General features: G+C 62.9%; 25 protein-coding genes. 16 read left to right on the forward strand and 9 right to left on the reverse strand.

The genetic code is table 11. The features are described from left to right. Positions 1-404: 404 nt before the first annotated feature. The 4 genes from L1K66_RS06345 to L1K66_RS06360 all read left to right on the forward strand — a co-directional run bounded on the left by L1K66_RS06345 (position 405) and on the right by L1K66_RS06360 (position 4,675). Positions 405-1,103 (forward strand): hypothetical protein, encoded by a 699-nt coding sequence (locus L1K66_RS06345; RefSeq protein WP_252260115.1) that lies wholly within the window; start codon positions 405-407, stop codon positions 1,101-1,103. A 90-nt stretch (positions 1,104-1,193) separates the two neighbouring features. Next, positions 1,194-2,108, forward strand: a complete 915-nt coding sequence (locus tag L1K66_RS06350; protein ID WP_034952274.1) for a sulfite exporter TauE/SafE family protein — start codon at positions 1,194-1,196, stop codon at positions 2,106-2,108. 47 nt (positions 2,109-2,155) lie between these two features. Further along, on the forward strand, positions 2,156-2,866 hold the full coding sequence (locus L1K66_RS06355; protein ID WP_252260445.1) for a TIGR02186 family protein: 711 nt from the start codon (positions 2,156-2,158) through the stop codon (positions 2,864-2,866). 132 nt (positions 2,867-2,998) lie between these two features. Further along, positions 2,999-4,675 carry an ATP-binding protein gene (locus tag L1K66_RS06360; protein ID WP_252260446.1) on the forward strand — a complete coding sequence of 559 codons (1,677 nt, stop codon included), beginning with the start codon at positions 2,999-3,001 and terminating at the stop codon, positions 4,673-4,675. A gap of 237 nt (positions 4,676-4,912) precedes the next feature. Here the strand turns inward: L1K66_RS06360 and L1K66_RS06365 are convergent, their stop codons facing one another. The 4 genes from L1K66_RS06365 to L1K66_RS06380 all read right to left on the reverse strand — a co-directional run bounded on the left by L1K66_RS06365 (position 4,913) and on the right by L1K66_RS06380 (position 10,324). Continuing rightward, positions 4,913-5,650 (reverse strand): 7-carboxy-7-deazaguanine synthase QueE, encoded by a 738-nt coding sequence (locus tag L1K66_RS06365; protein ID WP_252260116.1) that lies wholly within the window; start codon positions 5,648-5,650, stop codon positions 4,913-4,915. A gap of 195 nt (positions 5,651-5,845) precedes the next feature. Beyond that, entirely contained in the window at positions 5,846-6,661 is an 816-nt protein-coding gene (locus L1K66_RS06370) for a M90 family metallopeptidase (protein ID WP_252260117.1), read from the reverse strand. Positions 6,662-6,748: 87 nt separating this feature from the next. Continuing rightward, entirely contained in the window at positions 6,749-7,585 is an 837-nt protein-coding gene (locus L1K66_RS06375) for a DUF2262 domain-containing protein (protein ID WP_252260118.1), read from the reverse strand. Between the two features lie 6 nt (positions 7,586-7,591). Continuing rightward, positions 7,592-10,324, reverse strand: a complete 2,733-nt coding sequence (locus L1K66_RS06380; protein WP_252260119.1) for a valine--tRNA ligase — start codon at positions 10,322-10,324, stop codon at positions 7,592-7,594. A gap of 108 nt (positions 10,325-10,432) precedes the next feature. Between L1K66_RS06380 and L1K66_RS06385 the strand changes: the two genes are divergently transcribed. The 4 genes from L1K66_RS06385 (at position 10,433) to L1K66_RS06400 (ending at position 14,024) form a co-directional block, all read left to right on the forward strand. Beyond that, positions 10,433-11,545, forward strand: coding sequence for an ABC transporter permease (locus L1K66_RS06385; protein WP_252260120.1), 1,113 nt, complete (start codon positions 10,433-10,435; stop codon positions 11,543-11,545). A 3-nt stretch (positions 11,546-11,548) separates the two neighbouring features. Continuing rightward, positions 11,549-12,385, forward strand: coding sequence for an ABC transporter ATP-binding protein (locus L1K66_RS06390; RefSeq protein WP_051699556.1), 837 nt, complete (start codon positions 11,549-11,551; stop codon positions 12,383-12,385). A gap of 62 nt (positions 12,386-12,447) precedes the next feature. After that, complete coding sequence (locus L1K66_RS06395) at positions 12,448-13,395, forward strand: MlaD family protein (RefSeq protein ID WP_252260121.1); 948 nt, start codon at positions 12,448-12,450, stop codon at positions 13,393-13,395. Positions 13,396-13,406: 11 nt separating this feature from the next. Next, the gene (locus tag L1K66_RS06400; RefSeq protein WP_252260122.1) at positions 13,407-14,024 is read left to right on the forward strand and encodes an ABC-type transport auxiliary lipoprotein family protein; all 618 of its coding nucleotides are present in this window, start codon (positions 13,407-13,409) and stop codon (positions 14,022-14,024) included. Positions 14,025-14,031: 7 nt separating this feature from the next. Here L1K66_RS06400 and L1K66_RS06405 read toward each other — a convergent pair whose 3' ends face one another. The 5 genes from L1K66_RS06405 to crcB are packed head-to-tail and all read right to left on the reverse strand — an operon-like array spanning position 14,032 to position 17,204. Then, the gene (locus L1K66_RS06405) at positions 14,032-14,733 is read right to left on the reverse strand and encodes an ATP12 family chaperone protein (RefSeq protein ID WP_252260123.1); all 702 of its coding nucleotides are present in this window, start codon (positions 14,731-14,733) and stop codon (positions 14,032-14,034) included. Continuing rightward, the gene (locus L1K66_RS06410) at positions 14,730-14,969 is read right to left on the reverse strand and encodes a hypothetical protein (protein WP_252260124.1); all 240 of its coding nucleotides are present in this window, start codon (positions 14,967-14,969) and stop codon (positions 14,730-14,732) included. Before L1K66_RS06410 ends, L1K66_RS06405 begins: the two co-directional genes overlap by 4 nt. Further along, the gene (locus tag L1K66_RS06415; protein WP_252260125.1) at positions 14,966-15,628 is read right to left on the reverse strand and encodes an HAD-IA family hydrolase; all 663 of its coding nucleotides are present in this window, start codon (positions 15,626-15,628) and stop codon (positions 14,966-14,968) included. Before L1K66_RS06415 ends, L1K66_RS06410 begins: the two co-directional genes overlap by 4 nt. Further along, entirely contained in the window at positions 15,625-16,791 is a 1,167-nt protein-coding gene (locus L1K66_RS06420; RefSeq protein ID WP_252260126.1) for an RluA family pseudouridine synthase, read from the reverse strand. The genes L1K66_RS06415 and L1K66_RS06420 overlap by 4 nt, the downstream gene beginning before the upstream one ends. Then, a complete protein-coding gene (crcB, locus tag L1K66_RS06425) occupies positions 16,788-17,204 on the reverse strand; it encodes a fluoride efflux transporter CrcB (RefSeq protein ID WP_252260127.1) in 417 nt (138 codons plus the stop codon). The genes L1K66_RS06420 and crcB overlap by 4 nt, the downstream gene beginning before the upstream one ends. Positions 17,205-17,420: 216 nt before the next feature. Between crcB and rpsU the strand changes: the two genes are divergently transcribed. From rpsU to L1K66_RS06465, 8 genes are all read left to right on the forward strand, one after another. Beyond that, positions 17,421-17,627: a 30S ribosomal protein S21 gene (rpsU, locus tag L1K66_RS06430; protein WP_034952298.1), complete on the forward strand. Its 207-nt coding sequence runs from the start codon at positions 17,421-17,423 to the stop codon at positions 17,625-17,627. A gap of 130 nt (positions 17,628-17,757) precedes the next feature. Continuing rightward, entirely contained in the window at positions 17,758-18,339 is a 582-nt protein-coding gene (locus tag L1K66_RS06435; protein ID WP_252260128.1) for an FKBP-type peptidyl-prolyl cis-trans isomerase, read from the forward strand. Positions 18,340-18,367: 28 nt separating this feature from the next. Further along, positions 18,368-20,092, forward strand: a complete 1,725-nt coding sequence (locus tag L1K66_RS06440; RefSeq protein WP_252260129.1) for a DUF4153 domain-containing protein — start codon at positions 18,368-18,370, stop codon at positions 20,090-20,092. 59 nt (positions 20,093-20,151) lie between these two features. Then, a complete protein-coding gene (gene gatC / locus L1K66_RS06445) occupies positions 20,152-20,454 on the forward strand; it encodes an Asp-tRNA(Asn)/Glu-tRNA(Gln) amidotransferase subunit GatC (protein WP_252260130.1) in 303 nt (100 codons plus the stop codon). 1 nt (position 20,455) lies between these two features. Next, entirely contained in the window at positions 20,456-21,937 is a 1,482-nt protein-coding gene (gene gatA, locus L1K66_RS06450; RefSeq protein ID WP_252260131.1) for an Asp-tRNA(Asn)/Glu-tRNA(Gln) amidotransferase subunit GatA, read from the forward strand. After that, on the forward strand, positions 21,938-22,147 hold the full coding sequence (locus L1K66_RS06455) for a hypothetical protein (protein WP_252260132.1): 210 nt from the start codon (positions 21,938-21,940) through the stop codon (positions 22,145-22,147). Beyond that, positions 22,140-23,648: an Asp-tRNA(Asn)/Glu-tRNA(Gln) amidotransferase subunit GatB gene (gatB, locus tag L1K66_RS06460; protein ID WP_252260133.1), complete on the forward strand. Its 1,509-nt coding sequence runs from the start codon at positions 22,140-22,142 to the stop codon at positions 23,646-23,648. The genes L1K66_RS06455 and gatB overlap by 8 nt, the downstream gene beginning before the upstream one ends. 10 nt (positions 23,649-23,658) lie before the next feature. Then, positions 23,659-23,898 carry a tRNA (cytidine(34)-2'-O)-methyltransferase gene (locus tag L1K66_RS06465; protein ID WP_252260134.1) on the forward strand — a complete coding sequence of 80 codons (240 nt, stop codon included), beginning with the start codon at positions 23,659-23,661 and terminating at the stop codon, positions 23,896-23,898. The last annotated feature ends 15 nt before the right edge of the window (positions 23,899-23,913 follow it).

The raw sequence follows: 23,913 nt of genomic DNA on the forward strand, positions 1-23,913 counted from the left end.
TGCTTGGGGCATGGGTAAGCGGTCGGGCGATGATGTGGGAAAACCCGTTCCCTGTTGCGTTTCAGGAGCTGGTTCCGGGTATCGATATCGCGAGCGTAGCCCGCAAGAATGGAGGCGAAGGGCCTGAACTGGTCAGTGGTTCACCGTTTGATCAGACAGCCGATCCGACGAACTTGCTATTTCCGAGACTCGCAATCGCAACAATGCAGCCGGGCATTCAGTTGCCTGAGCGGCTGCTCCAGCCCATCGAACGAGGGGCAACGCCGCTTTCGCCTGCGGTCGCGGCGGGGCATCAACTGCTCATGGCGGCCGCCTTCAATGTCGATTGGTTGGCCGCCAATGCACAACCAGCGTCGCCATCCCGATCGACAGCCCCTCGGCAGCGGCAAGCATCCACATTTGGCTTGCCAGCCCAATCATCATCGCAAAGTACCGACCGTTGGTCGCTCGATGCCTTTGCCTTCTACCGTGCCGGATCTGGCTCCAATTCCATCTCGCAGGGGAGGGTGCCGGTTTACGGCGCGAGCCAGATCGCGCTCAATTTGCAGCATCGGCTTGGCAATGCAGGTTCGCATGACCCGAGAGTGTTTGTGCGGGCCTATCGCGCATTCGTACCCGATGGAGAGCAGGAGATTGCCGGTGGCTTCTCGGCGCGGCCGGTGGGCAAGGTTCCGGTTCGTGCATTTGCCGAAGTCAGGTTGACGCAAAACAGCTTTGGCACCGATATCCGGCCAGCCGCCTACGTTGTCACCGAATTGGCGCCTGCAAGCCTGCCGCTGGATTTCACGCTCGAAACCTATGCCGGTGCAGGGTACGTCGGGGGCGAAGCGGCGACGGGTTTTGTCGATGGCCAGATTGCGGCCACGCGCGAGATAGCCCGTTTTGAAGGACATGGCGGCAGTCCTGTCCGCGTCAGTCTGGGTGCAGCTTCGTGGGGAGGTGCACAAGAGGACGCAAGCAGGATTGATGTCGGGCCGACCATGCGGATCGATCTTTCCGTGGGAGAGGTTCCCGCGCGCATCTCGCTCGACTGGCGTGAGCGGGTAGGGGGTGATGCCGCGCCCGATGCAGGGCTGGCTGCAACGATTTCGACCCGCTTCTGAACATCGCAAGGCGTTTCGCCGTTCGGAGTTCGGGGATCGGGTGCACTCACTGCCTTCCATGCCATTCGCACCTGCGGTAATCGCATTGGCATGGACGTCTATCTTCCCATTGCGAATCTGTCGGTGAATGGCCTTTTCATCGTCCTGCTTGGAGGATTGACGGGTATCCTTTCCGGCCTGTTCGGGGTTGGCGGCGGGTTTCTGACGACGCCATTGCTGATCTTCTATGGCATCCCGCCGACGGTGGCTGCTGCCTCTGCAGCAACGCAGGTGACGGGCGCAAGCGTGTCGGGCGTGATCGCGCACGGGCGGCGCAAGGGCGTGGATTATCGCATGGGTGGTGTCATGGTGGCCGGCGGCGTTGTCGGCGCCCTGATAGGCGCGGGACTGTTCCGCCTGCTTCAGGCATGGGGGCAGATCGATGTGGTGATCAGCGTCCTTTACGTAATCATGTTGGGGACAATCGGATCGCTGATGATGCGCGAAGCGCTCGATGCACTTGCTCCGGGCCCGGAACAGGGCGACGTCCGACCGCGCAAACGCCGCCACCATCCGCTTGTCGCCGGGTTGCCGTTCCGGGCGCGTTTCTACGCTTCAGGACTTTACATCTCGCCGCTTGCGCCGTTGATTCTGGGAACAGTGGTCGGGATTCTGACCATGCTGATGGGCGTAGGTGGCGGTTTCATTCTTGTCCCTGCGATGCTGTATATCCTTGGCATGAGCGGGAATGTCGTTGTCGGCACCTCGCTGTTCCAGATCCTGTTCGTCACCATGGTCACCACCATGACACATGCACTCACGACCAAGGCTGTCGACATCGTGCTGGCGGGCCTGCTGCTCCTTGGTTCGGTGTTGGGCGCGCAGTTCGGCACGCAGATCGCGATGAAGGCTCGCCCTGAAATCCTGCGTCTCGTTCTGGCTGGTATCGTGATCCTGGTAGCCTTGCGAATGCTTTACGGGTTGGGTGTGCAGCCCGATGAGATTTACACGGTCGATCCTTTGTGACTCGCCGGATCGCCGCCTTTGCCCTGATATGTGCAGCGCCGATCCTGATGGGGCAGCGCGAACCCGTACTCGTGCCCGAAGTCAGCCAGTCCCGGATCGAAGTACGGCAAGGTTTCACGGGCGCAAACCTGCTGCTGTATGGAGCGGTGATCGATCCGGCGGGGGCGGCCAGCCGGACGCAATATGATATCGTCGTCGTGCTGAAGGGACCTACCGAACCGATCCGCCTGCGTGAGAAGGAACGGATCGCCGGCGTCTGGATGAATTCGGGATCGAGCGATTTTCGCTCTGCCCCCTCTTTCTTCGCTGTCGCATCCTCGCGCCCGGTGGCAGAAATCGTCGATCCTCGCACCGCTGCGATCTACGAACTTGGCACCGAGTTCATCCAGCTCAGTCCGACGGGCCAGATCGAACCCGAAGAGCAGATTCGGTTTGCCCAGGGCCTCGTCGATTTGCGGCGTCGTTCGGGCCTCTACAAGGAATCGGAAGAGGGTGTGCGGATCAGCGAAGGCGTGCTGTATCAGGCGCGCATTGCCCTGCCTTCGAACGTGACGACCGGGCAATACACTGCCGAAACCTTTGCCATCGCCAATGGCCGAGTGCTGGCGAGCGCCACCGCTGATATCGAAGTGGTCAAGGTGGGGCTTGAAGGGCGGGTGGTCTACTTCGCGGAGCAGTGGTCGCTGATCTACGGTCTCGGGGCGATCTTCCTGTCGCTGAGCATGGGCTGGCTGGCCGGGCGGCTGTTCGCCAGATAGCACAAGGCCCGCAACGTCGCGCAGCAGCATTGACGCGATCTTAACCCAAGTTGGGGCATGCAAGGCACGCTGGAAACGGGAGTTTCCGGCATGGACCAAAGCGTATTCCTCACAAGGGACAGGGAAGACTGCATGACCGACATGGGCAGCCACAATTTTGCGGCAGAAGGCAACGCCTCTCCGGCAGACGTTTCGAATGGCGGTGTCGATAACGCGCGCCAGCCTATCGGTATCGTGCTGGAGATTTCCGGTGCCGGTTCGCAAATCGCGCTCGACCTTCAGCGTTTGAACGAATGCATGGAGGACGAAGACCGCTCGGTTGCACTTGCTGGCCAGGTCGGTAGCCAGATCAAGATCCGCGTGGGCGACGCATGGCTGCTCGCCAACGTCCGTGACCAGCGCAAGGATCGCCGCAGCGAAGCGGGGATCATCGCCCATATCGACTTCCTCGGTGAAGGCTCGGAGGAAAAGCTCACTGGTCGCATCCACGGCTTCAAGCGCGGTGTCACCCGCTATCCGGTTCCCGGCGCAATGGTCTATCCCGCGACGACCAAGGACCTTGAACAGATCTACGCCAGCGACGGGCGCGCCCACATCACCATCGGCACCGTGTTCCCGACCAAGGACATCCGCGCCGGCCTCTACATCGACGCGATGCTGGGCAAGCACTTCGCGCTGCTGGGCTCGACCGGTACCGGTAAATCTACCAGCGCCGCCTTGATCCTGCACCGCATCTGCCAGGCCGCGCCCGAGGGTCACATCGTGATGATCGACCCGCACGGCGAATATTCGGCGGCCTTCCGCCAGACCGGGCAGATCCTCGACGTGTCGAACCTGCAGATGCCGTACTGGCTGATGAACTTCGAAGAGCATTGCGAAGTCCTGCTGACCAGCGACGGCAACGAACGCCAGGTCGATATGGACATTCTCGCCAAGTGTCTGCTGCATGCCCGCGGCAAGAACCGTCTGGCCGAGATGATGGGCAAGATCACCGTCGATTCTCCCATCCCCTATCTGTTGTCCGACTTGTCCAACAAGTTGCAGGACGAGATGGGCAAGCTCGACAAGGCGACTTCGTCCGCGCCTTACATGCGGATCAAGGGCAAGCTCGACGAGCTCAAGAACGATCCGCGTTACCAGTTCATGTTCTCCGGCCTGCTCGTGGGCGACACCATGACCGACTTCATCGGCAAGGTGTTCCGGATGCCCAGCAACGGCAAGCCGATCTCCATCATCGACGTGTCGGGCGTGCCGTCCGACATCACCTCCACCGTGGTCGCCGTGCTTTCGCGGCTGGTGTTCGACTTCGCGATCTGGGGCCGCGAGGAAAAGACCCGTCCGATCCTGCTCGTTTGCGAGGAAGCGCACCGCTACGTCCCGAACGAGAAGAACGCCGACGGTTCCTCTGTCGGCAAGATCCTCAGCCGTATCGCCAAGGAAGGCCGTAAGTACGGCATCAGCCTTGGCCTGATCACCCAGCGCCCGTCCGACCTTGCCGAAGGCGTGCTGTCGCAGTGCGGCACGATCATCTCGATGCGTCTCAACAACGATCGCGATCAGGCCTTCGTCCGTTCGGCCATGCCCGAAGGTTCGCGCGGCTTCCTCGATTCGATCCCCGCCTTGCGCAACCGCGAATGCATCATCTGCGGCGAGGGTGTCGCCATCCCGATCCGCGTCAATTTCGACACGCTCGAGGAACACAAGCGCCCTGCATCCGAAGACCCCAGCTTCTCACAGCTCTGGGCCACTGGCGGCGGAGAGGAAGAACTGGTCGAGCGTGTCGTCCTGCGCTGGAGAAGTCAGGGTTAGGGTTTTTGTGTTCCGCACCCCATCCGGGGTGCGATATCCTCGCTCATGCGACCTAAAGGTCGCATCGCTGCGGGCGGGCGGTCGCCCTTGCGGCCCGCTTATGCGGGCCGGTTGGTACCTCCTTTCAAAATGGTCGCGAGCCGGAGGCGAGCCAGCGCGCGACTGCGCGCCGCCGCTCCTGCGGCGAAGCCAAGCGGGCCGGATGGCCCGCGCCCGGCGCTTGAGGGTGAAAACAAGTCACGTCCCCCGTGTATCCCCGTAGAGGTGGATGTGCATCCGGTCGCTCATGCGGAAACCGTGCTCAAGGCATAGCGGGCTGAGCCATTGCTGGCGCGCACGCAAGGTCGCGCTGTCGGTCCCTTCTGCCATCAGGAACACATGGCCGGGGCGGAACCGGTATTCGCGTTGCAGCGCCAGCACCTCGTCCACATCCTGCGGTGATGCGACCACGAACTTGAAGAAGGCGCGCGGGTCGCAGGCGTAGAAATCGAGCCGTTCCGGGATCAGCGCAAGCGCGGCATCATTGCCCGAATGCGCCAGCTTGGGGCTGACGTTGTACTGATCGACGCGGATATCGACATGGGAACTGGCTTTGGTCGTTCCGTTGGTTTCGATCTCCACCTCGATATCGGGCAGGATCGCGAGCATATCCGCCAGCGGCCCGCATTGCATCAACGGCTCGCCCCCGGTGATAACCAGCCGTTTCTGCCCCAGCGCCGCGATCTTCGCCGCCGCTTTCTCGGGCGAGAGCGCGATCTGGTTGGCTTTGCGATCATAGGCGACACCGTCGCGGTGCGGGCGGTTGTCCCCTTCGAACCGCCATGTGTAGGCGGTGTCGCACCAGGTGCAGGCAAGGTTGCACCGCGACAGGCGGATGAAGGCGACCGGCACGCCTGCGCTCGGCCCTTCGCCTTGCAGGCTGGCGAATATCTCCGCCGCGCCGGAATCGTCGGTGGCACAGATCAGATCAGCCATGCTGCGCCTGCGAATGAAGTTGACAAAGCCGACAGCGTGTAAGGCACTCTTTCGCCCCCGAAACCCGCAGAAATCCGGGCCAAATCGCCCGAAAAGCGAAATTGACACTTATCCTATTTTTAAAAATTCTTCCGGCCTCCACCATTCGCTTCCCATGCCACGAAATGGCGGTGTAGGAAAATCGGTTTGCGCGCGTCAGTGCCATTGCGCCGGATCAATCGCCAGCAATTCGGAAAATTCGGCATAGAGTTCAGGCTCTTCGCGCTGCAATGCCACGGGCCTTTCGAAAAAGGTCACGATCGCTTCGGCCAGGAATTCCTGATGATTGGTCGCGCCATAGGGATCGATCAGCGTTTCGTATCCCGCCTCCACCCGGTCGACATGGCGGTGAAAGGCATCCAGCATCGCCTTTTCCCACCCGGCATAATCCTGTCCTTCGCGCAGCACGGGTATGCCGTTGGTATGCCCGGTGAGGCTGTCGAGCTGGTGCGCGAATTCGTGGATCACGACGTTGTAGCCGTCGGAATCGTCCAGCCCGCCCTCCAGCGCGTGATCCCATGACAGCACCACCGGCCCGCGCACCCAGCTTTCGCCCGCCATGTGCAGATCATGCTCGCGCACCAGATGCCCGTCATGCGTGTCGCGCCGGGTGCGGATAACGGTGGGGTAGATCAGCACGTTCCTGAGCGTGTCGTACCACGCCGGACTGTTGACGATCAGCAGGCACGCCTGCGCGGCGATGGAAAGCCGCATTTCATCGGTCACTGCGATCCCGCCTTTGCCGCGAAAGGTGATCTGGTCGAGGAAGAGATTGATCTTCCCCTCAAGACTTGGCCGCAGCGATGCGGGCAGGCGGCGGGTGATCGGGACCAGCCGGGCGATGATTTCGCGCTGCCCGGGCGAGAGCGAGGACGCGAGTAATGCCTTGCGGCGGCGCTGTTTGACAAAGTGGCGATACACCAGCCCCGCCGGGATCAGCGCGATGGCAAGGAGGATCAGCCAGGGGGACATTTATGAGATGTAGGATGGCTTCGTCCCCTTTGTTAGGGTGCGAAGCCATCCGCAAACCTCGTCACCCCAGCCGTGCCAGCGCTGCCGTCAGCCGGGAACCCCAGCCCCTTCAAATCCTGCTGCCATCGTCCCGTAAGCCATTACGAAATGACCATCGTGCAGATCGCCCGCATCGAGCTCGAATTCGAAGTAGCCTTCGGTAGACGGGTACATCGCACATAATCGCAAGCGCCGGGCATATTCCTTTGCTGACACTTCGCCGTGTGACGGATTCCGCCACTCGTTGCTCCATTCCGAATACGCATCAGTCAGCAGCACTCTTTCCAGTGACGTCGAAAACTGTGCCTCACGCTCAAGGATCGCAGCAGCCGCATCAGCCTGTGCATTCAAGTCTTCGATGTCGGCAAACGGGCCGTGCCCCTGCAGGACAATATCTACGTCAGCGCCGCCCCACTTAGCATTCCCATGATATTGCCACACCAGCCGCGGGTGGTGAGTGAAAGTCCCGAGAACCGGATGCTGCAATGGCGGCGGATCGAGCAATTCCGCTGCTTTGCTTTCGAGTGCCGGATCGGGCTGCACACTATGCGTGTTCGCGACTGTGGCGCTTAGCCAGCTTGCAAGAGGGCGAGGCGGGCTGGTTAGGGTCACACGTACTAATTTCTGTGTCGCGAATTGCCTCAGGAACGCATCGTTCCCGGTGCCGTCGAACGGAAGCAGGAATTTCAGGACCAATCGTCCAGTCTCGATTTCCCTCCCATCAGTGCGCCAAGCGATCAGGGTTACCCGGCCCACCTGCTTTGCGCCTGTCCTGAAGCTGTCGATGGAAGGGCCGAGCAGGTCGCACACGCCGGTGATCTCGACTGGCTCTCGGTCAGGTCCTTCAGCGCCGGCCGAAAAGAGCTTGCCAAGAAGCTTTTGCAACACGCGTTACCCCAGCCGGGCCAGCGCCGCTGTCAGCCGTTCGACTTCGCCCGAATGGTGCGCGTGGTCGGCCTTGGCCTTTTCCACCGCTTCGGGTTTGGCGCGTTCGACGAAGTTAGGGTTGGAAAGCCGCCCTTCGAGCGATTTCGCTTCCTTCGCGCTTGCCTCCAAAGCCTTTGCCAGACGGGTCTTTTCCGCTTCGATGTCGATGATCCCTTCGAGCGGGATGACAAAGATATCGCCGAGCGCGGTCACCTGCATCGCCGGGCCGGCGGGCGCTTCGTCCAGAGTTACCGGGGTGAGGCGGGCGAGGCGCTCGATCGCGGCGCTTGAACGTTCGACGGTGCTTGCTGCGAGGGGCGAGGCTGCGGGCAGGTAAGCCGCCAGCTTTGCACCCGGCGCGATGCCGAGTTCGTTCTTGGCGCTGCGGACATTGGTGGTGAGGTCGATCACCCAGTCGATCGCGTCAGTCGCGTCCTTCGACACTTCGGCACGCGGGTTCGGCCATTGGGCAAGGATCAGGTCGTACTTCCGCTCGCCCTGCGCATGCCACAGCTCTTCGGTGATGAAGGGCATGAAGGGGTGGAGCATGACGAGAATCTGGTCGAGCGCCCACCCGGCGACTTCGCGGGTTTCGCTCGCCGCCATCTCGCTCGCGCCTTCGGCAAACACCGGCTTGATCAGCTCCAGATACCAGTCGCAGAATTTGCTCCAGGTGAACTGGTAGATCGCGTTCGCTGCCGCGTCGAAGCGCAGGTCAGCCATCGCCTTGTCGATTTCGGCGACGCAGGCCTGAACCTCGCCGATGATCCACTGGTTAGCCGCGAGGCGGGCGGTGGGTGCTTTCAGCGTGGTGGAAGCGCCTATGCCGTTCGACTGGCAGAAACGGGTCGCGTTCCAGAGTTTCGTCGCGAAGTTGCGGTATCCCTCGACCCGCTTTTCATCCATCTTGATGTCGCGGCCCTGGCTTTCCATCGCGGCCATGAAGAACCGTAGAGCGTCGGCGCCATACTGGTCGATCAGGCCCAGCGGATCGACGACATTGCCCTTTGACTTGGACATTTTCGCGCCATCGGCGGCGCGCACGAGGCCGTGCAGATACAGGCGCGGCCACGGGGCCTGACCCATATTGTACTGCCCCATCATCATCATCCGCGCATCCCAGAAGAACAGGATGTCGAAGCCCGAGATCAGGAGGTTGTTGGGGAAGTGCTTTTCGAGCAGCGGCTGGCCGTCCTCGGGCCACCCAAGCGTGGCGAAGGGCCAGAGCGCGCTGGAGAACCACGTGTCGAGGACGTCCTCGTCACGGGTCAGCGCCACGCCTTCACCGGCCTGCGCCTGCGCTTCTTCTTCGGACATGGCGACATAGACATTGCCGTCCGCATCGAACCACGCGGGTATCCGGTGGCCCCACCACAATTGCCGGGAAACGCACCACGGCTGGATGTTCTCCATCCAGTTGAAGAAGGTCTTTTCCCACGACTTCGGGACGATTTCGATTGTGCCGTCGCGCACGTCCTTAATCGGTTTTTCGGCGAGCTTGGCGGCATCGACATACCATTGATCGGTCAGCCAGGGTTCGATCACCACGCCGCCGCGATCACCGAATGGCGTCGCGATCTGGCGCGGTTCGGCGTCGTGTTCGACTTCCTCGCCCGCCTTGTTCCTGGTGACGTGCGGGATGAGGTAGCCTTGTTCCTTCATCCGCTGGACCACCAGCTCGCGCGCGCCGTCAACACCGTCACGCTTGAAACGGTGCAGGCCGAGGAATTCCTCCGGCACCAGCCCGTCGGCGGTCTGGCAGACATTGGCATCGGCATCGAGCATGTTGAGCATTTCGCCCGCCACGAACCCGGCGCGCTTGCCGACTTCGAAGTCGTTGAAGTCGTGCCCCGGCGTGATCTTCACACAGCCCGAACCCAGTTCCGGATCGGCGTGTTCGTCGGCGACCACGGGGATGCGGCGCCCGGTGATCGGCAGGATGATGTGCTTGCCGACAACGCTCCTGTAGCGTTCGTCATCGGGATGCACCGCCACCGCCATGTCGGCGAGCATCGTCTCAGGCCGCGTGGTCGCAACTTCGAGATAATCGCGCCCGTCGGGCAGGGTCGCCCCGTCCGCCAGCGGATATTTGAAGTGCCAGAAGCTGCCCGCAATCGTCTGCTGTTCGACTTCGAGATCGGAAATCGCGGTCTTCAGCTTGGGGTCCCAGTTCACCAGCCGCTTGTCGCGGTAGATCAGGCCGTCGTTGTACAGGTCGACGAAGGTCTTGAGCACCGCCTTGGTAAAGTGCGGGTCCATCGTGAACTGCTCGCGCGACCAGTCCATCGAACAGCCAAGCCGCCGCAACTGGTGCGTGATCTGGCCGCCGCTTTCGGCCTTCCATTCCCACACCTTGTCGACGAATTCATCGCGGCTGTAATTGGTACGCTTGTCCTGCTTGGCTTCGAGCTGGCGTTCGACCACCATCTGTGTCGCGATACCGGCGTGGTCGGTTCCCACCACCCACAGCGCATCCTTGCCGCGCAGGCGTTCATAGCGGATCACCACGTCCTGCAACGTGTTGTCGAGCGCATGGCCGATGTGGAGCGATCCCGTCACGTTTGGTGGCGGGTTGACGATGGTGAAGGGCTCGGCATCGGGCCGTTCAGGCCGGAAAGCGCCGCTTTCCTCCCAATGCTTGTACCATCGTGTCTCGATGTCGGCGGGATTGAAGGTGGTGTTGAGTTTGGTGTCCATGGCGCGGGTGCTTTGCCAAGCCGCGCTGTGCAGCGCAACAATTGATCACAATTTGCATGCCATCGCCCCTTGAGCCGCACGCCGTTTCCCCGCATATCCTTGAACGCAATGGACGGTGCCGCTCACTTTACGCTCGAACAAGACAGCGCTGGCGGGACCACGCTGGCGCTTTCCGGGCGGCTGCTGGTGTCCACGATTGGCTTTATCGATCAGGATCTTGAGCAGATTTCGGGCGATCTCGCCGCGATCGACCTGTCAGGCGTGCAGGAAATCGACACGGTGGGCGCATGGGTCGCCTGCAGGCTTTCGACCAAGCATTCGGCGCAGATCACCGGCGCGAACAAGCAGGCCCGGCGTTTGCTGGGCGCGGTCGAGAGCGTCGCCGGAACCCCCGAACTGGTGCCCGAACGCGTCCCCGTGTGGGAACGCGTGCCGCTGGCGCTGGGCGAACAGGTGTTTGCCGCGCGGTCCGGCATTTACGGCGTCGTCGGGTTTTTCGGGCAGATCCTGATCGGGGTCTGGAACCTCATCCGCCACCCGTCGCAATTTCCGATGCGGGCGCTGGTGCGGCAGATGGAGCTGGTGGGGGTGGCGGCGTTGCCGATCATCGGCCTGATGAGCTTTCTGATCGGCATCGTCATCGCGCAGCAGGGCGCGGTGCAGTTGGAGCAATTCGGGGCCGAGGCGTTGACGGTCAACCTTGTCGGGAGGTTGACCCTGCGCGAACTCGGCGTGCTGATGACGGCGATCATGGTTGCCGGCCGTTCGGGCAGCGCCTTTGCCGCGCAGATCGGGACGATGAAGCTGACCGAGGAAGTCGACGCGATGCGCACCATCGGCATTTCCCCGATAGAAAAGCTGGTGATCCCGCGCATTCTTGCCTGCACTTTCATGATGATCCTGCTGGGCTTCTATTCGTCGATGGTCGCGATTGTCGGCGGTGCGGTGGTCGGCCAATTCGCGCTCGGCATCCCGTTCTTCACCTTCCTTGAGCGGATTCAGGACGTGGTGCCCACGCATGATTTGTGGGTCGGTTTGATCAAGGCGCCGGTGTTCGGGCTGATCGTCGCGCTGGCGGGCTGTTATCACGGGATGCAGGTGCGCGGGAATTCCGAGGAAGTCGGGACCCGCACGACGATGGCGGTGGTTTCCGCGATCTTCGCGGTGATCGTGCTCGATGCGTTCTTCGCCGTGTTCTTCACCGAAATCGGGTGGGGGTAAGCCATGGCTGAGAACGAAACCCGCGCCGCCAAAGCCGAGGAGCCGCCCGTCATCAAGGTCGAAGGGCTGGTCAACAAATTTGGCGATTTTGCCGTGCATGACGGGCTCGACCTCGAAGTACGCCGAGGCGAAATCATCGGTGTCGTCGGCGGATCGGGCACCGGCAAATCGGTGCTGATGCGCTCGATCATCGGCCTGCAATATCCCACCGCAGGGCATATCGAAGTGCTCGGGCGGACGATCACCGGGGTCGATCTGGATCAGAAGATCGGGGTGCGGCGGCGCTGGGGCGTATTGTTCCAGGGCGGCGCGCTGTTTTCGACCCTGACGGTGGGCGAGAATGTCGAAGTCCCGATCAAGCAGTTCTATCCCGAGATCGAGGAAGATCTGCGTGCGGAAATCGCCCGCTACAAGGTGCTGCTGTCGGGCCTGCCCGAAGAAGCGATCGCCAAATATCCGTCGGAATTGTCGGGCGGGATGAAGAAACGCGCCGGACTTGCCCGTGCACTCGCGCTTGATCCGGAGCTGTTGTTCCTTGACGAACCCACCGCCGGGCTGGACCCGATCGGTGCGGCCAAGTTCGACCGCCAGACGCGCGAGCTGAAGGAAACACTGGGCCTTACCGTGTTCCTGATCACGCACGATCTCGATACGCTTTACGAGATTTGCGACCGTGTCGCGGTGCTGGCGGACAAGAAAGTGATTGCAGTCGGCACGATCCCGGAACTGCTGGAAACCAAGCACCCGTGGATCGAGGAATATTTCAACGGCCCACGCGGGCGCGGCGCGCGCAACACCCACAATCTCAAGACCTTGTCAGCGAGCGAGCAGGTGTGGTGATGCCCATGCGAACCGACAGAGCGATAGACACAGACGCCAAAGGGCGTTCATAGGGAAAGACGATGGAGACAAGAGCCAATCACCTCTGGGTAGGCGCGGTCACGCTGGCACTGCTGGTGGCGCTTGCGGCGTTTATTGTCTGGATCGCTCGTCTGGGGCAGGGCGCGCACAACGAATACGATATCTTTTATGCGCAATCGGTCTCCGGCCTCGCCAATGGCAGCCAGGTTGCCTACGCCGGGGTGCCGGTGGGGCAGGTGGTGGACATCGCCCTGTCCGAGGAGAACCCCGAATTTGTGCGCGTGCGCATCCGGGTGAAGGACGGCGTGCCGATCCTGATCGGGACGACGGCGACAATCCAGGCCAGCTTTACCGGCGTTTCCACCATCCTGCTTGACGGCGCGCGCGGTGGTGCGCCCGCGATCACTTGTGAAACGACGGCCTGCCCCGAAGGCGCGCCGGTGATCCCGCCCAAGGATGGCGGCATCAACGCGCTGCTCAACAACGCGCCGCTGCTGCTGGAGCGGCTGGCGACGCTGACCGAAAACCTCAACATCCTGCTGGGGCCGGACAATCAGGCGCAGCTTGCGGGAATTCTCGAAAATTCGAACCGGCTGACGCGTGAGCTTGCCGATGCGGCGCCGCGCCTCGAAACCACTTTTGCCGAGCTTGAAGTGGCACTGAAGGAAGCCGGGGAAGCGCTGGACGCCTTTGAAAAGGCAACCCAGTCGACCGACAGGCTGATCAACGAGGAAGGGCCGCAACTGGCCGAGGAACTGCGCGGCACGCTGCGCAGCGCGAATGAAGCGGCAGCCGCGCTTGCCGCGACGCTGGAGGACACACGCCCTGCCGCGCGGCAATTGCGCGAATCGACGCTGCCTGCGGCCGAGGCGACCTTGCAGGACCTGCGCTCCACCAGCCGAAGCCTGCGATCCATTACAGAAAGGCTCGAAGCCGAAGGGGCCGGGTCGCTGCTTAACGGGCAGTCGCTGCCGGATTACAAGCCATGATGGGGACATTGATGAACACCGCGTCACAGCGCCGCTTGCTGGCGGGCATTTCCGCCGCCTTTGCCCTGACCCTGTCCGGCTGCATCAGCCTTGGGCAGGAACCGCCCGAAAGCCTGCTCACGCTGTCGTCGACCGCGAGCGCGCCCGCCGGATCGGGTGCGCAGGCTGGCGGAGAGGACAGCGAAGGCGCGATTGCCGTGCTGACTCCGGAAGTCCCGGCAAAGCTCGATGTTCTGCGCGTTCCGGTGAATGTGTCGGAAACCGAAGTCGCCTATCTGCAAGAGGCGTTCTGGATCGAAAAGCCTGCACGTCTCTTCCGCCGGTTGATCGGGGAAACGCTGCGCACTCGCGTGGCGGCGCTGGTGCTGGACAATGACGATACTCCGGCGCGCGCCGATACCTTTGTGCGCGGGACGTTGCTCGACATGACTTACGATGCGCCGACTTCGTCGGTGGTGGTACGCTTCGAAGCGATCCGAACGAATGCCGATGGCAAGGTCGTCTCGCGCCGGTTCGAAGCGCGTGAACAGGGCGTGCAGCCCGAAGCGGGATCGGTCGGCCCGGCGCTCAACCGGGTGGCGAACACCGTCGCGGGCGAAGTTGCCGACTGGGTGGTTGACGCGGGATAGGTGGCGGTCAGGCCGTTGCCAGCCGAGCCATCCGCCACGCGTTGAGGAAATCGGCCTGCCGCTTTGCGCGGCGTTCTTCCGCCTCGTAATCGCGGCCCCAGAGATCCGCCTGCCATTCCTCTTCGAGACAGGCGGCCTGCCACAGCGTGAGCGCCGCATCCTCCTGCGAGGTGTCGAGCGCCGAAAGCCCGATCACCAGCGAAGCGGCAAGGCTCGTCATGGCTTCGGTCGCAGCCAGCGCGAAGGATGTCTGTTCGCCCAGCCGTTCTCGCAGCCGCGGCAGCGCGGCATCGGATTGCGGACGGTGGACAATGCCGCTGACCCGCACCAGTTCGATCCCGTGGCGCTGCTCAAATGTGGTGACGATCGGCTCCCAGATTTCCTGCTGGCGCGCGAACAGCGGCTCGTCCGGGTCGGCGCGGTACAGCAGCGTGTCGGTATCGCCATAGGTCGAAACCTTTTCGACCAGCGCCGCCGGATCGGGCGCGACGACATCGATGGCGTAATCCACCATGTCCCGGAAAACGAAGCTGGAGGGGTCGATCTTTTCGCCTTGCGCGTCCCACTCTGCCGCCATTGCGAGCGCCAGCGCCTCGCTCGGCACGATCTGCGGCGCACCTTTGACCGTCTTGATCCCGCGTCCGTCAAGCGTGACCTGCCATCCGCCATCCACTGGGGCAGCGGCAACTTCCTTGTAAAAGCGCTTCATTTCTCGACTTTTCCGTCCTGAGATTTCCAGCGTCGAACCAGCAGGGCCGGGACAAAGAAGAACCCGAGCATCCCGCCAAGTGCGATTGCACCGCCCAGCATGGTCGGGCCCGGGATCACCTGACGTGCCATCGCAAGCCCGGCCAGCACTGCGGCCAGCGAACCCAGCCGCACCAGATTGGTGAGGAGATAGCGGCGGCGGGCCTGCATCTCCGCGCTGTCGATCATGTCGGTCACTGCATCGCTCCCAATTCCGTCGCGAGATGTGCGACGCTGCGTGCCACGATGTCAGCTCCGCTCGCCAGCAGTTCGGCCGGGGAGTGATAGCCCCATGCCACGCCCACCGCGCGCACCCGCGCCGCACGGGCCATCTGCATGTCGAAGCTGGTATCGCCGATCATCACCGTGTCTTCGGGCTGCGCACCCGCTTCGAACAGCGCGGCCTCCAGCATGGCGGGATGCGGTTTCGACGGGTGGCGGTCGGCCGTCTGGAGCGAGACGAACAGATCGGTAAGGCCGTGCCCGGCGAGGCAGGCGGTCAGGCCGCGATCCGATTTGCCGGTGGCAACCGCCAGGCTCCAGCCATCGGCATGCAGGGCGCGGAGCAAATCCGCGATCCCGTCGTAAAGCGGTTCGTCCAGCAACCCTTCCTCGCGCCGGGCGCGAAAGCTGGATTTGTAGAATTCGGTAAGGTCGCGCTGCGTTGCGGGCTCCGCATCGGGGGCCAGCTCGCGGATCGCGACCGGCAGACTCAGCCCGACCAGCCTGCGGACCTTGGCCGGATCGGGCGTGGGCATCTGCGCGCGCTCGAATGCGCGGGCCATCGCCCACAGCACATCGGCCTGCCCGTCAACCAGAGTGCCGTCGCAATCGAACACAGCAAGGCGCTGGGTCACTTCTTGCGCCCCTTGGGCTTGCCTTTCGCCTGTTTCTTCGCGCTGTTCGCGGCTCCGCGTGCGCGACGCGGGGCGCGGGCTTCCTTGCGCGCTTGTTTGAAGTGGCGACGCGCGGCCAGCTTCTTTTCCGCCGGAGTGCGTTCGGGCGCTTCGTCGCGGATCGGCGCAGCATCGGACAGCGCCGGGTCAAAACCCAGAGCTTCCATGCTTGCGGCGAAATGCTCCGGCAAATCGGCGGTCACGTCCAGCTTGCCCCCCCCGGTTGAGCTGCTTCCCTTGCTTTCGGGCGTGGCGATGATCAGGCGGCGCGCGTGGAGGTGCATCTTGCGGCTGATCGTGCCGGTCAGGAAAGCGTCCTGCCCGCCGTACTTTCCGTCGCCGACGATCGGATGGCCTATCGCGGCCATATGGACGCGCAGCTGGTGGGTGCGGCCCGTCAGCGGCTCCAGCTCGACCCATGCGGCCTTCTGCCCGGCGCGTTCGACCACGCGATACCGCGTTTTCGCAGCCGCGCCGTTTTCTTCGTCGACATGCATTTTCTCGCCGCCGGTGCCCGGTTGCTTGGCGAGCGGGGCATCAATCGTCCCTTCGCGCACTTCGGGCACGCCGACGACCAGCGCCCAATACACCTTGCGCGCGCTGCGCCCGGCGAAACGCTTGGAATAACTCGCTGCGCTGCCCGGCGTTTTCGCCACCAGCAAAACGCCCGACGTATCCTTGTCGAGCCGGTGGACGAGACGCGGGCGGGGTGTGCCTTCATCCTCGACAAAGGCATCAAGCAGCCCGTCGACATGCTTGTTGGTCTTGCTGCCGCCTTGTGTCGCGAGGCCCGGCGGTTTGTTGAGCACGATCGCACTGGGTGTTTCACGGATCACCATCGCGCGCGCTTCGGCGATCTGTTCGGGCGAAAGCGCGCGGCGGGGGCGTTGCGGCTTGCCCGACACTTCACCACCTGGCGGTACGCGCAGCACCTGGCCTGCCTGCAATCGGTCCTCGGGCTTCACCCTTTTGCCATCAACCCGCACCTGTCCGGTGCGCGCCCAGCGCGAGATCGTGGCGAACCCGATCTGCGGCAGATTGCGTTTGAACCAGCGGTCCACCCGCACGCCGTCATCGTCTTCGCCAATGGTGAACTGGCGGACTTCGGTGCTCGTATCGGTCATTGCAGGCCCTGCACCGCGATCAGCGCGATCACGAAGGCAATCATCCCGGCGATCACCGAGGCCGAGCCATACAGCACGCTGGCGAGCATCTGCCCGCGATAGATCATCGTCACCATTTCAGCGCTGAAAGCGCTGAAGGTGGTGAAGCCGCCCAGCAATCCGACCCCGATGAGCAATTGCATGCTTTCCTTGAACTGCGGCGCGCCCGATGATCGCGCCAGCCAGCCCAGCAGTACGCCCATCAGCAGGCTGCCGACAACATTGATGACCAGAGTGGCCCACGGGAAGGTGGAGCCTTGCACAAAGGTGTAATTGATCCCGCGGCCGATGTGATAACGCGCCAGTCCGCCCACGGCGGCACCGGAGGCGACATAAAGCGAGGCGATGAGTGGGGGCAGGCTTGCAGCGGACATTGCACCGCCCTTAGCGCGGGGTGGCCCGTCTGCATAGCGCGCGTTCGCTTTGGACGGCCCTGCTATCTTGCCATTTCGTGCAGGCGACGCTATGTCGCCCCCAGTTTGAGCGCGTCTCCATCGGGATTCGCGCCTGTTTCAGCGTCAGTTTCACGCGCAATTCCGCGGTTTTCTGCGGGTCTTCGCGCTTTTGAAAAGGTAAGGTAGACTTCGTTTATGCAAATCATCGTTCGCGATAACAATGTCGATCAGGCTCTCCGCGCTCTCAAGAAGAAGCTGCAGCGCGAAGGCGTTTATCGCGAAATGAAGCTGCGTCGTCACTACGAAAAGCCCAGCGAAAAGCGCGCCCGTGAAAAGGCTGCAGCCGTTCGCCGCGCTCGCAAGCTTGAGCGCAAGCGGATGGAGCGTGACGGCATCAAGTAAGCCGTCGCCGCGCTGTCAAAGGCGCGTTTCAGGCAGCAATCGCTTGAAACACACAATCGGATAAGCCATCAGGGCGCGGTGTATTGACCGCGCCCTTTTGCTGTCCGGCGCAATCTTTCAGGGATCATCCATGACCGAAGTCACCCGCGTTCCGATCCAGCCCGTTGCCAAGGGCTCGCTTACCAAGATCTGGCTGGGCGTAATCATCGCCATCCTGCTCGGCGCAGGGCTCGCATGGGCTGCCGTACCCAAGGGTTTCAGCGTCGATACGCTGGTGGCTGGCGAAGGCCCCAACCCGCAGGAAGGCGACATGGTTTTCGTACGGTACAAGGGGATGCTGGCATCCACCGGCGAAGTCTTCGACGAATCGCAGGACATCCCGCTGCCGGTTCAGGGTGTCTTCCCCGAAGGCAGCCCGTTCCCGGTCGAAAAGGACGCGACCATCGAAGGGTTCTACCTCGGCCTCCAGCAGATGCAGAAGGGCGGCAAGTACGAACTCTATATCCCGGCGGAAATGGCCTATGGCGACGCGCCGCCTCCGGGTGCGCCGATCCCTCCGGGTGCCGACCTCAAATTCGAAGTCGAAGTGGTCGATTTCATGACCCGCGAGATGTTCGATCGCAATTTGTCGATCCTGCAGCGCGCAATGCAAAGCCAGATGGGCGCAGGCGGACCGGAAGGCCCCGGGCCTGAAGCGGCTCCGGCCAACTGATCCGGACAGCCGCTGAGCCGGGGGTCACATGACGGACGAACGCTCAGCGGTTGATGATGATGACAGCCTGAACGAATGGCCTTCGCGGCCGTGGGCGCTCGCGCTGATGCTCGGGCTGGCGGCGATGCTCGTCCATTTTGCCAGCGATGGCGGCGAGCAGGTGCCGTGGCGCATGGCGATTACCGCGGCCCTGGTGTTCGGGCCGCTCGCCTGCGCTGTCACGCTATCGCCCGAACGCTGGAAATCATCCACGCTGTTTGCGGGCGGGGTCGCGCTGGTCATGGCCGGAATAGCGTGGCGCGCGACGAGCGCGGGTGATCGCTATGCCGATGAAGGTTTCTGGGTCGCCGCCGGTCTGCTGGCGGTGACGCTTTCCGTCCCGCTGTTCCAGGCGGGTTTCCACCGGCATCGCTGGGCGACCAGTTACAAGGCGACCCATTTCCACGTCTGGACCGATGCAATCACCGCCGCCGGGGCGCTCGCCTTTGTCGGGCTTTCATGGGCGCTGATCGCGATCCTCGCCGAATTGTTCAGCGCGATCCGGATCGAGCTACTGAAAGACCTGATCGAAGAGGAAATCTTCGGCTGGGTCTATTCCGGCGTCACTTTCGGCGCGGCGCTGGGTGTGCTGCGCAACCAGTTGAAGATCATCGGCACATTGCAGAATGTCGTGCTGCTGGTGCTGTCGATCCTTGCCCTGCCGCTGGCTGTCGCGTTGGTGCTGTTCCTGCTGGCGGTCGCGCTGTCGGGCCTCGACGTACTGTGGGAGGCAACGCGCAGTGCCACGCCCCTGTTGCTCGCCATTGCGGTCGGCTGTTTCGTGCTCGCCAATTCGGTGGTGCGCGATGATGACGAACATGCCAGCCATTCACGGGTTCTGCGGGTCGCGGGCTTCGTGTTGGCGCTGGGCATTTTGCCGCTGTCGGTGATGGCCGCGCTGTCGATGGGCACGCGGATCGCGCAGCATGGCCTCAGCCCGGAACGCCTCTGGGCAATTGTCTCGATCGCGGTCGCGGTGGCTTATGGTGTTGCCTATTTCGTCTCCGCCATTCGCGGCTGGCGCACGCTGCTGGAGGGGGGATGGCGCGAGCATTTGCGTCAGTCGAACCTGCATCTGGCGATGCTGACCTGCGGGATCGCGCTGGTGCTGGCGATGCCGATTTTCAATTTCGGCGCGATTTCCGCGAAGAACCAGATCGCCCGGCTCGATTCCGGTGCGGTAAGTGTGGAGGATTTCGATTTCAACGCGCTGCGCTGGGATTTCGGCGATGCCGGACGCGATGCATTGGCCGATCTCGCCGCGCGCGAAGGCGAGGTGGCAAAGCTCGCTGCAGAGGCGCAGGCGATGGAAAGTCGCGGTTTCGGCCCCTTGCTGCCCGAACAGCGCGACGCAATTGCCGGGGTGGATCTTTCCGGCTTTGACGAGGCTGCGGCTACGGCAATCAGGGCGCGGCTCGAAGAGGATGCCTGGCTGTGCCAGTATGGCTGCCGCGTAGCGAATTTGCGCGAGGATGCGAACGGGGTGCTCGCGGTGGTGCTGAACACAAAAGAGCGTGGCGGCTCCATGCGCCTGCTCCGGGTTGAACCGAATGCCCAAAGGGCGATTGTGCTGGACGTGGTACAGGGCGAACTTGGGCGGTCAGTGGCGCGCGAAGTGCCCGAATTCGACGGCGACGCAACCGTTGAATTGCGCCCCTTCACCGGGCAACAGGTCTATATCGACGGCAAACCTGTCGGCGATCCTTTCAAATAGCGCGCTGACAGCCCAACTCCCGCTTGAAGGCGCCCCTGTGCGGCGCTAACGCTCGCGCCATGTCAGTATCCAAACAAGATGTTGCCAAGATCGCGTCGCTGGCGCGGATCAAGACGAGCGACGAAGAACTCGAACGCATGGTGCCCGAATTGAACGGCATCCTCGCATGGGTTGAGCAATTGGGCGAAGTCGACGTGACCGGCATTGAGCCGATGTCCGCCGTCATCCCCAACACGCTGCGCCTGCGCGATGACGTGGTTGACGCCGATCCGCTGACGGGCGGTGGCAAGCGCGACGATGTGCTTGCCAATGCTCCGGCTGCGGAACACGGATTTTTCGGCGTGCCGAAGGTGATCGAATAATATGACCGACTTTACCTCTCTGGGTGTCAAAGCCATCCGCGACGGCGTGCGCGCCGGCGATTTCACCGCGCGCGAAGTGGCGGAAAGCTTCAACGCCGCCGTGGCGCAGGCCGCCGCGCTCAACGCCTTCATCGTCACCACCCCCGATCACGCGCTGGCCGCTGCCGATGCCGTCGATGCCAAGCGCGCCGCCGGTGAGGAACTGGGCGCGATGGCGGGCGTGCCGATCGGGATGAAGGACCTGTTCGCAACGCGCGGGGTGCAGACCAGCGCGGCGAGCCACATCCTCGAAGGGTTCAAACCCGAATACGAAAGCACCGTGTCGCAGAACCTGTGGAACGCGGGCGCGGGGATGCTGGGCAAGCTGAACCTCGATCAGTTCGCGATGGGATCGTCGAACGAAACCTCCTATTTCGGCAATGTCACCTCGCCCTGGAAAAAGGCCGGCAGCAACGCCGCCATGTCGCCCGGTGGATCATCGGGCGGTTCCTCGGCTGCGGTGGCCGCGCGCATCGCTCCGGCAGCGACGGGCACTGACACCGGGGGCTCGATCCGCCAGCCCGCCGCCTTCACCGGCATTTGCGGGATCAAGCCGACCTATGGCCGGTGTTCGCGCTGGGGCGTTGTCGCCTTCGCCTCCAGCCTCGATCAGGCAGGCCCGATGGCCCGCAGCGTCGAAGACTGCGCGATCATGCTCGGCGCGATGGCGGGTTTCGATCCGAAGGATGCGACCAGCCTCAAGATGGACGTCCCCGACTGGGAAGCCGCGCTGTCGAGCGACCTCAAGGGTAAGCGTGTCGGCATTCCCAAGGAATACCGCATGGAAGGCACCGACGCGGGCGTTATCGCTTCGTGGGAACAGGGCATGGCGTGGCTGAAGGATGCGGGCGCCGAAATCGTCGACGTCTCCTTGCCGCACTCCAAATACGCGCTGCCCGCCTATTACATCATCGCCCCGGCAGAGGCTTCGTCCAACCTCGCGCGCTATGACGGCGTGCGCTATGGCCTGCGCGACCTGCCCGATGGTGCGGGCCTTCAGGACATGTATGCCGCCACCCGCGCCGCCGGTTTCGGTGACGAGGTGAAGCGCCGCATCCTGATTGGCACCTATGTGCTGTCGGCGGGCTTTTATGACGCCTATTACAATCAGGCGCAGAAAGTGCGCGCGCTCGTCGCCCGCGATTACGAAAACGCATGGGCTGATTGTGACCTGATCCTTGCGCCGACCACGCCGACCGCCAGCTTCCCGCTGGGCGAGAACGTGGACGATCCGCTGGCGATGTATCTGAACGACGTTTACGCCGTTCCCGCGAGCCTCGCTGGCCTTCCCGCGATGAGCGTGCCTGCCGGGCTGAACCCCGACGGCCTGCCGCTGGGGCTGCAACTGGTGGGCAAGCCGTTTGACGAACAGACCGTGCTCGATGCGGGCCTTGCCATTCAGGAACGCGCCGGGTTCACCCATGCGCCGGAGAAGTGGTGGTAAATGGGTTTCACCGCGACCTTCGTCCTTATCTTCCTCGTCGCCTTTGTGCTGATCGGCGGGGTGGTGATGTATCTTTCGAAGACGATCGATCACGGCGAAGCGCGGTTTGATGCGAGCGGGAAGGTGATCCGCGATCCCGCTCCGACACCGCCGGATGAGGCAAAGCCCGCACGGCGACTTGAGACAGACAAGGCAGAAAACGATGAGTAACTACCGCATTCAGGGCGCAACGGGTGAATGGGAGGTCGTGATCGGCCTTGAAGTCCACGCGCAGGTGACCTCCAATGCCAAGCTCTTTTCAGGCGCCTCCACCGCCTTTGGTGCGGAGCCGAACTCTCAGGTCAGCCTCGTCGATGCGGCTATGCCCGGGATGCTGCCCGTGCCCAATCGTGAATGCATCCGTCAGGCGGTGCGCACCGGCATGGCTATCGAAGCACAGATCAACAAATGGAGCCGTTTCGACCGCAAGAACTACTTCTACGCCGATTTGCCGCAGGGGTACCAGATCAGCCAGCTTTACCACCCGCTGGTGGGCGAAGGGCAGTTGCTGATCGAGGCGGACGAAAAATCCGGAATTCCCGAAGACAAGGTGATCGGCATCGAACGCATCCATGTCGAACAGGACGCGGGCAAGCTGATGCACGATCAGCACCCCACCATGTCCTATGTCGATTTGAACCGTTCGGGCGTCGCGCTGATGGAAATCGTCAGCCGTCCGGACATGCGCTCTCCCGCAGAGGCGGGGGCCTATGTCCGCAAGCTGCGCTCGATCCTGCGCTATGTCGGTTCGTGCGACGGGAACATGGAAGAAGGATCGATGCGCGCCGACGTGAACGTGTCGGTGCGCCGTCCGGGCGAGGAATTCGGCACGCGGACCGAAACGAAGAACGTCAATTCGGTGCGCTTCGTCATGCAGGTTATCGAATACGAGGCGAACCGTCAGGTGGACGTGCTGGAAAGTGGCGGCACCGTCGATCAGGAAACGCGCCTGTTCGATCCGGGCACCGGCACCACGCGGACGATGCGCAGCAAGGAAGACGCGCATGATTACCGCTACTTCCCCGATCCCGATCTGCTGCCGCTGGTGCTGGAGGATGATTTCCTCGAGGAATGCCGCGCCAGCCTGCCCGAACTGCCCGATGCCAAGCGCACAAGGTATGAGCAGGAGCTGGGCCTCACGCCTTACAATGCGCGCGAACTGACGGCGGAGGTTGAGACTTTCGCCAGGTTCGAAACGCTGCTGGCCGCGACGGCCAAGGCCATCGGCAAGGCTGAAACCGCTGTCGCCACGCAGGTCGCCAACTGGGCGCTGTCTGTCGCCCCCGGCGTGATCAAGCAGGCGCGCGAAAACTATGGCGAGGAAGCCGATCCCGCCCGCGCCACCGCCGAAAGCCAGGCCGCGATCCTCGCGATGCAGGACAAGGGCGAGATTTCGGGCGGTCAGGCCAAGGAAATCTTCGAACTGGTGCTGCGTACGGGCCGTGAACCGGGTGAAATCGCCGATGCCGAAGGGCTGAAGCAGGTCAGCGACACCGGCGCCATCGAAGCCGCGATCGACGCCATCATCGCCGCCAACGCCGACAAGGTCGAAGAATATCGCGGCGGCAAGGACAAGCTGTTCGGCTTCTTTGTCGGCCAGACGATGAAAGCGATGCAGGGCAAAGCCAACCCGGCGGTGGTGAACCAGCTGCTGAAGGACAAGCTGGGGTAAGGGCAGGGGCGTGAGCCTCTCCATCGTCCTCGTCCAACCCGAGATTCCCGGCAACACCGGGGCGGTGGGGCGCACTTGTGTGGCGCTGGGCATGGAACTGATTCTGATCCACCCGCTTGGCTTCGAAATCAGCGACAAGCGGGTGAAGCGTTCGGGCCTTGATTACTGGCCGCATGTCCACCTTACGGAATACGCTAGTTGGGACGCGTTTCTGGAGGCGCGCCAGCCCCGTCCAGGTCAGCTTTTTTGACGTGCTCCCCTGATT

This window comes from Erythrobacter aurantius, assembly GCF_023823125.1.
Taxonomy (GTDB): Bacteria; Pseudomonadota; Alphaproteobacteria; order Sphingomonadales; family Sphingomonadaceae; genus Erythrobacter; species Erythrobacter aurantius.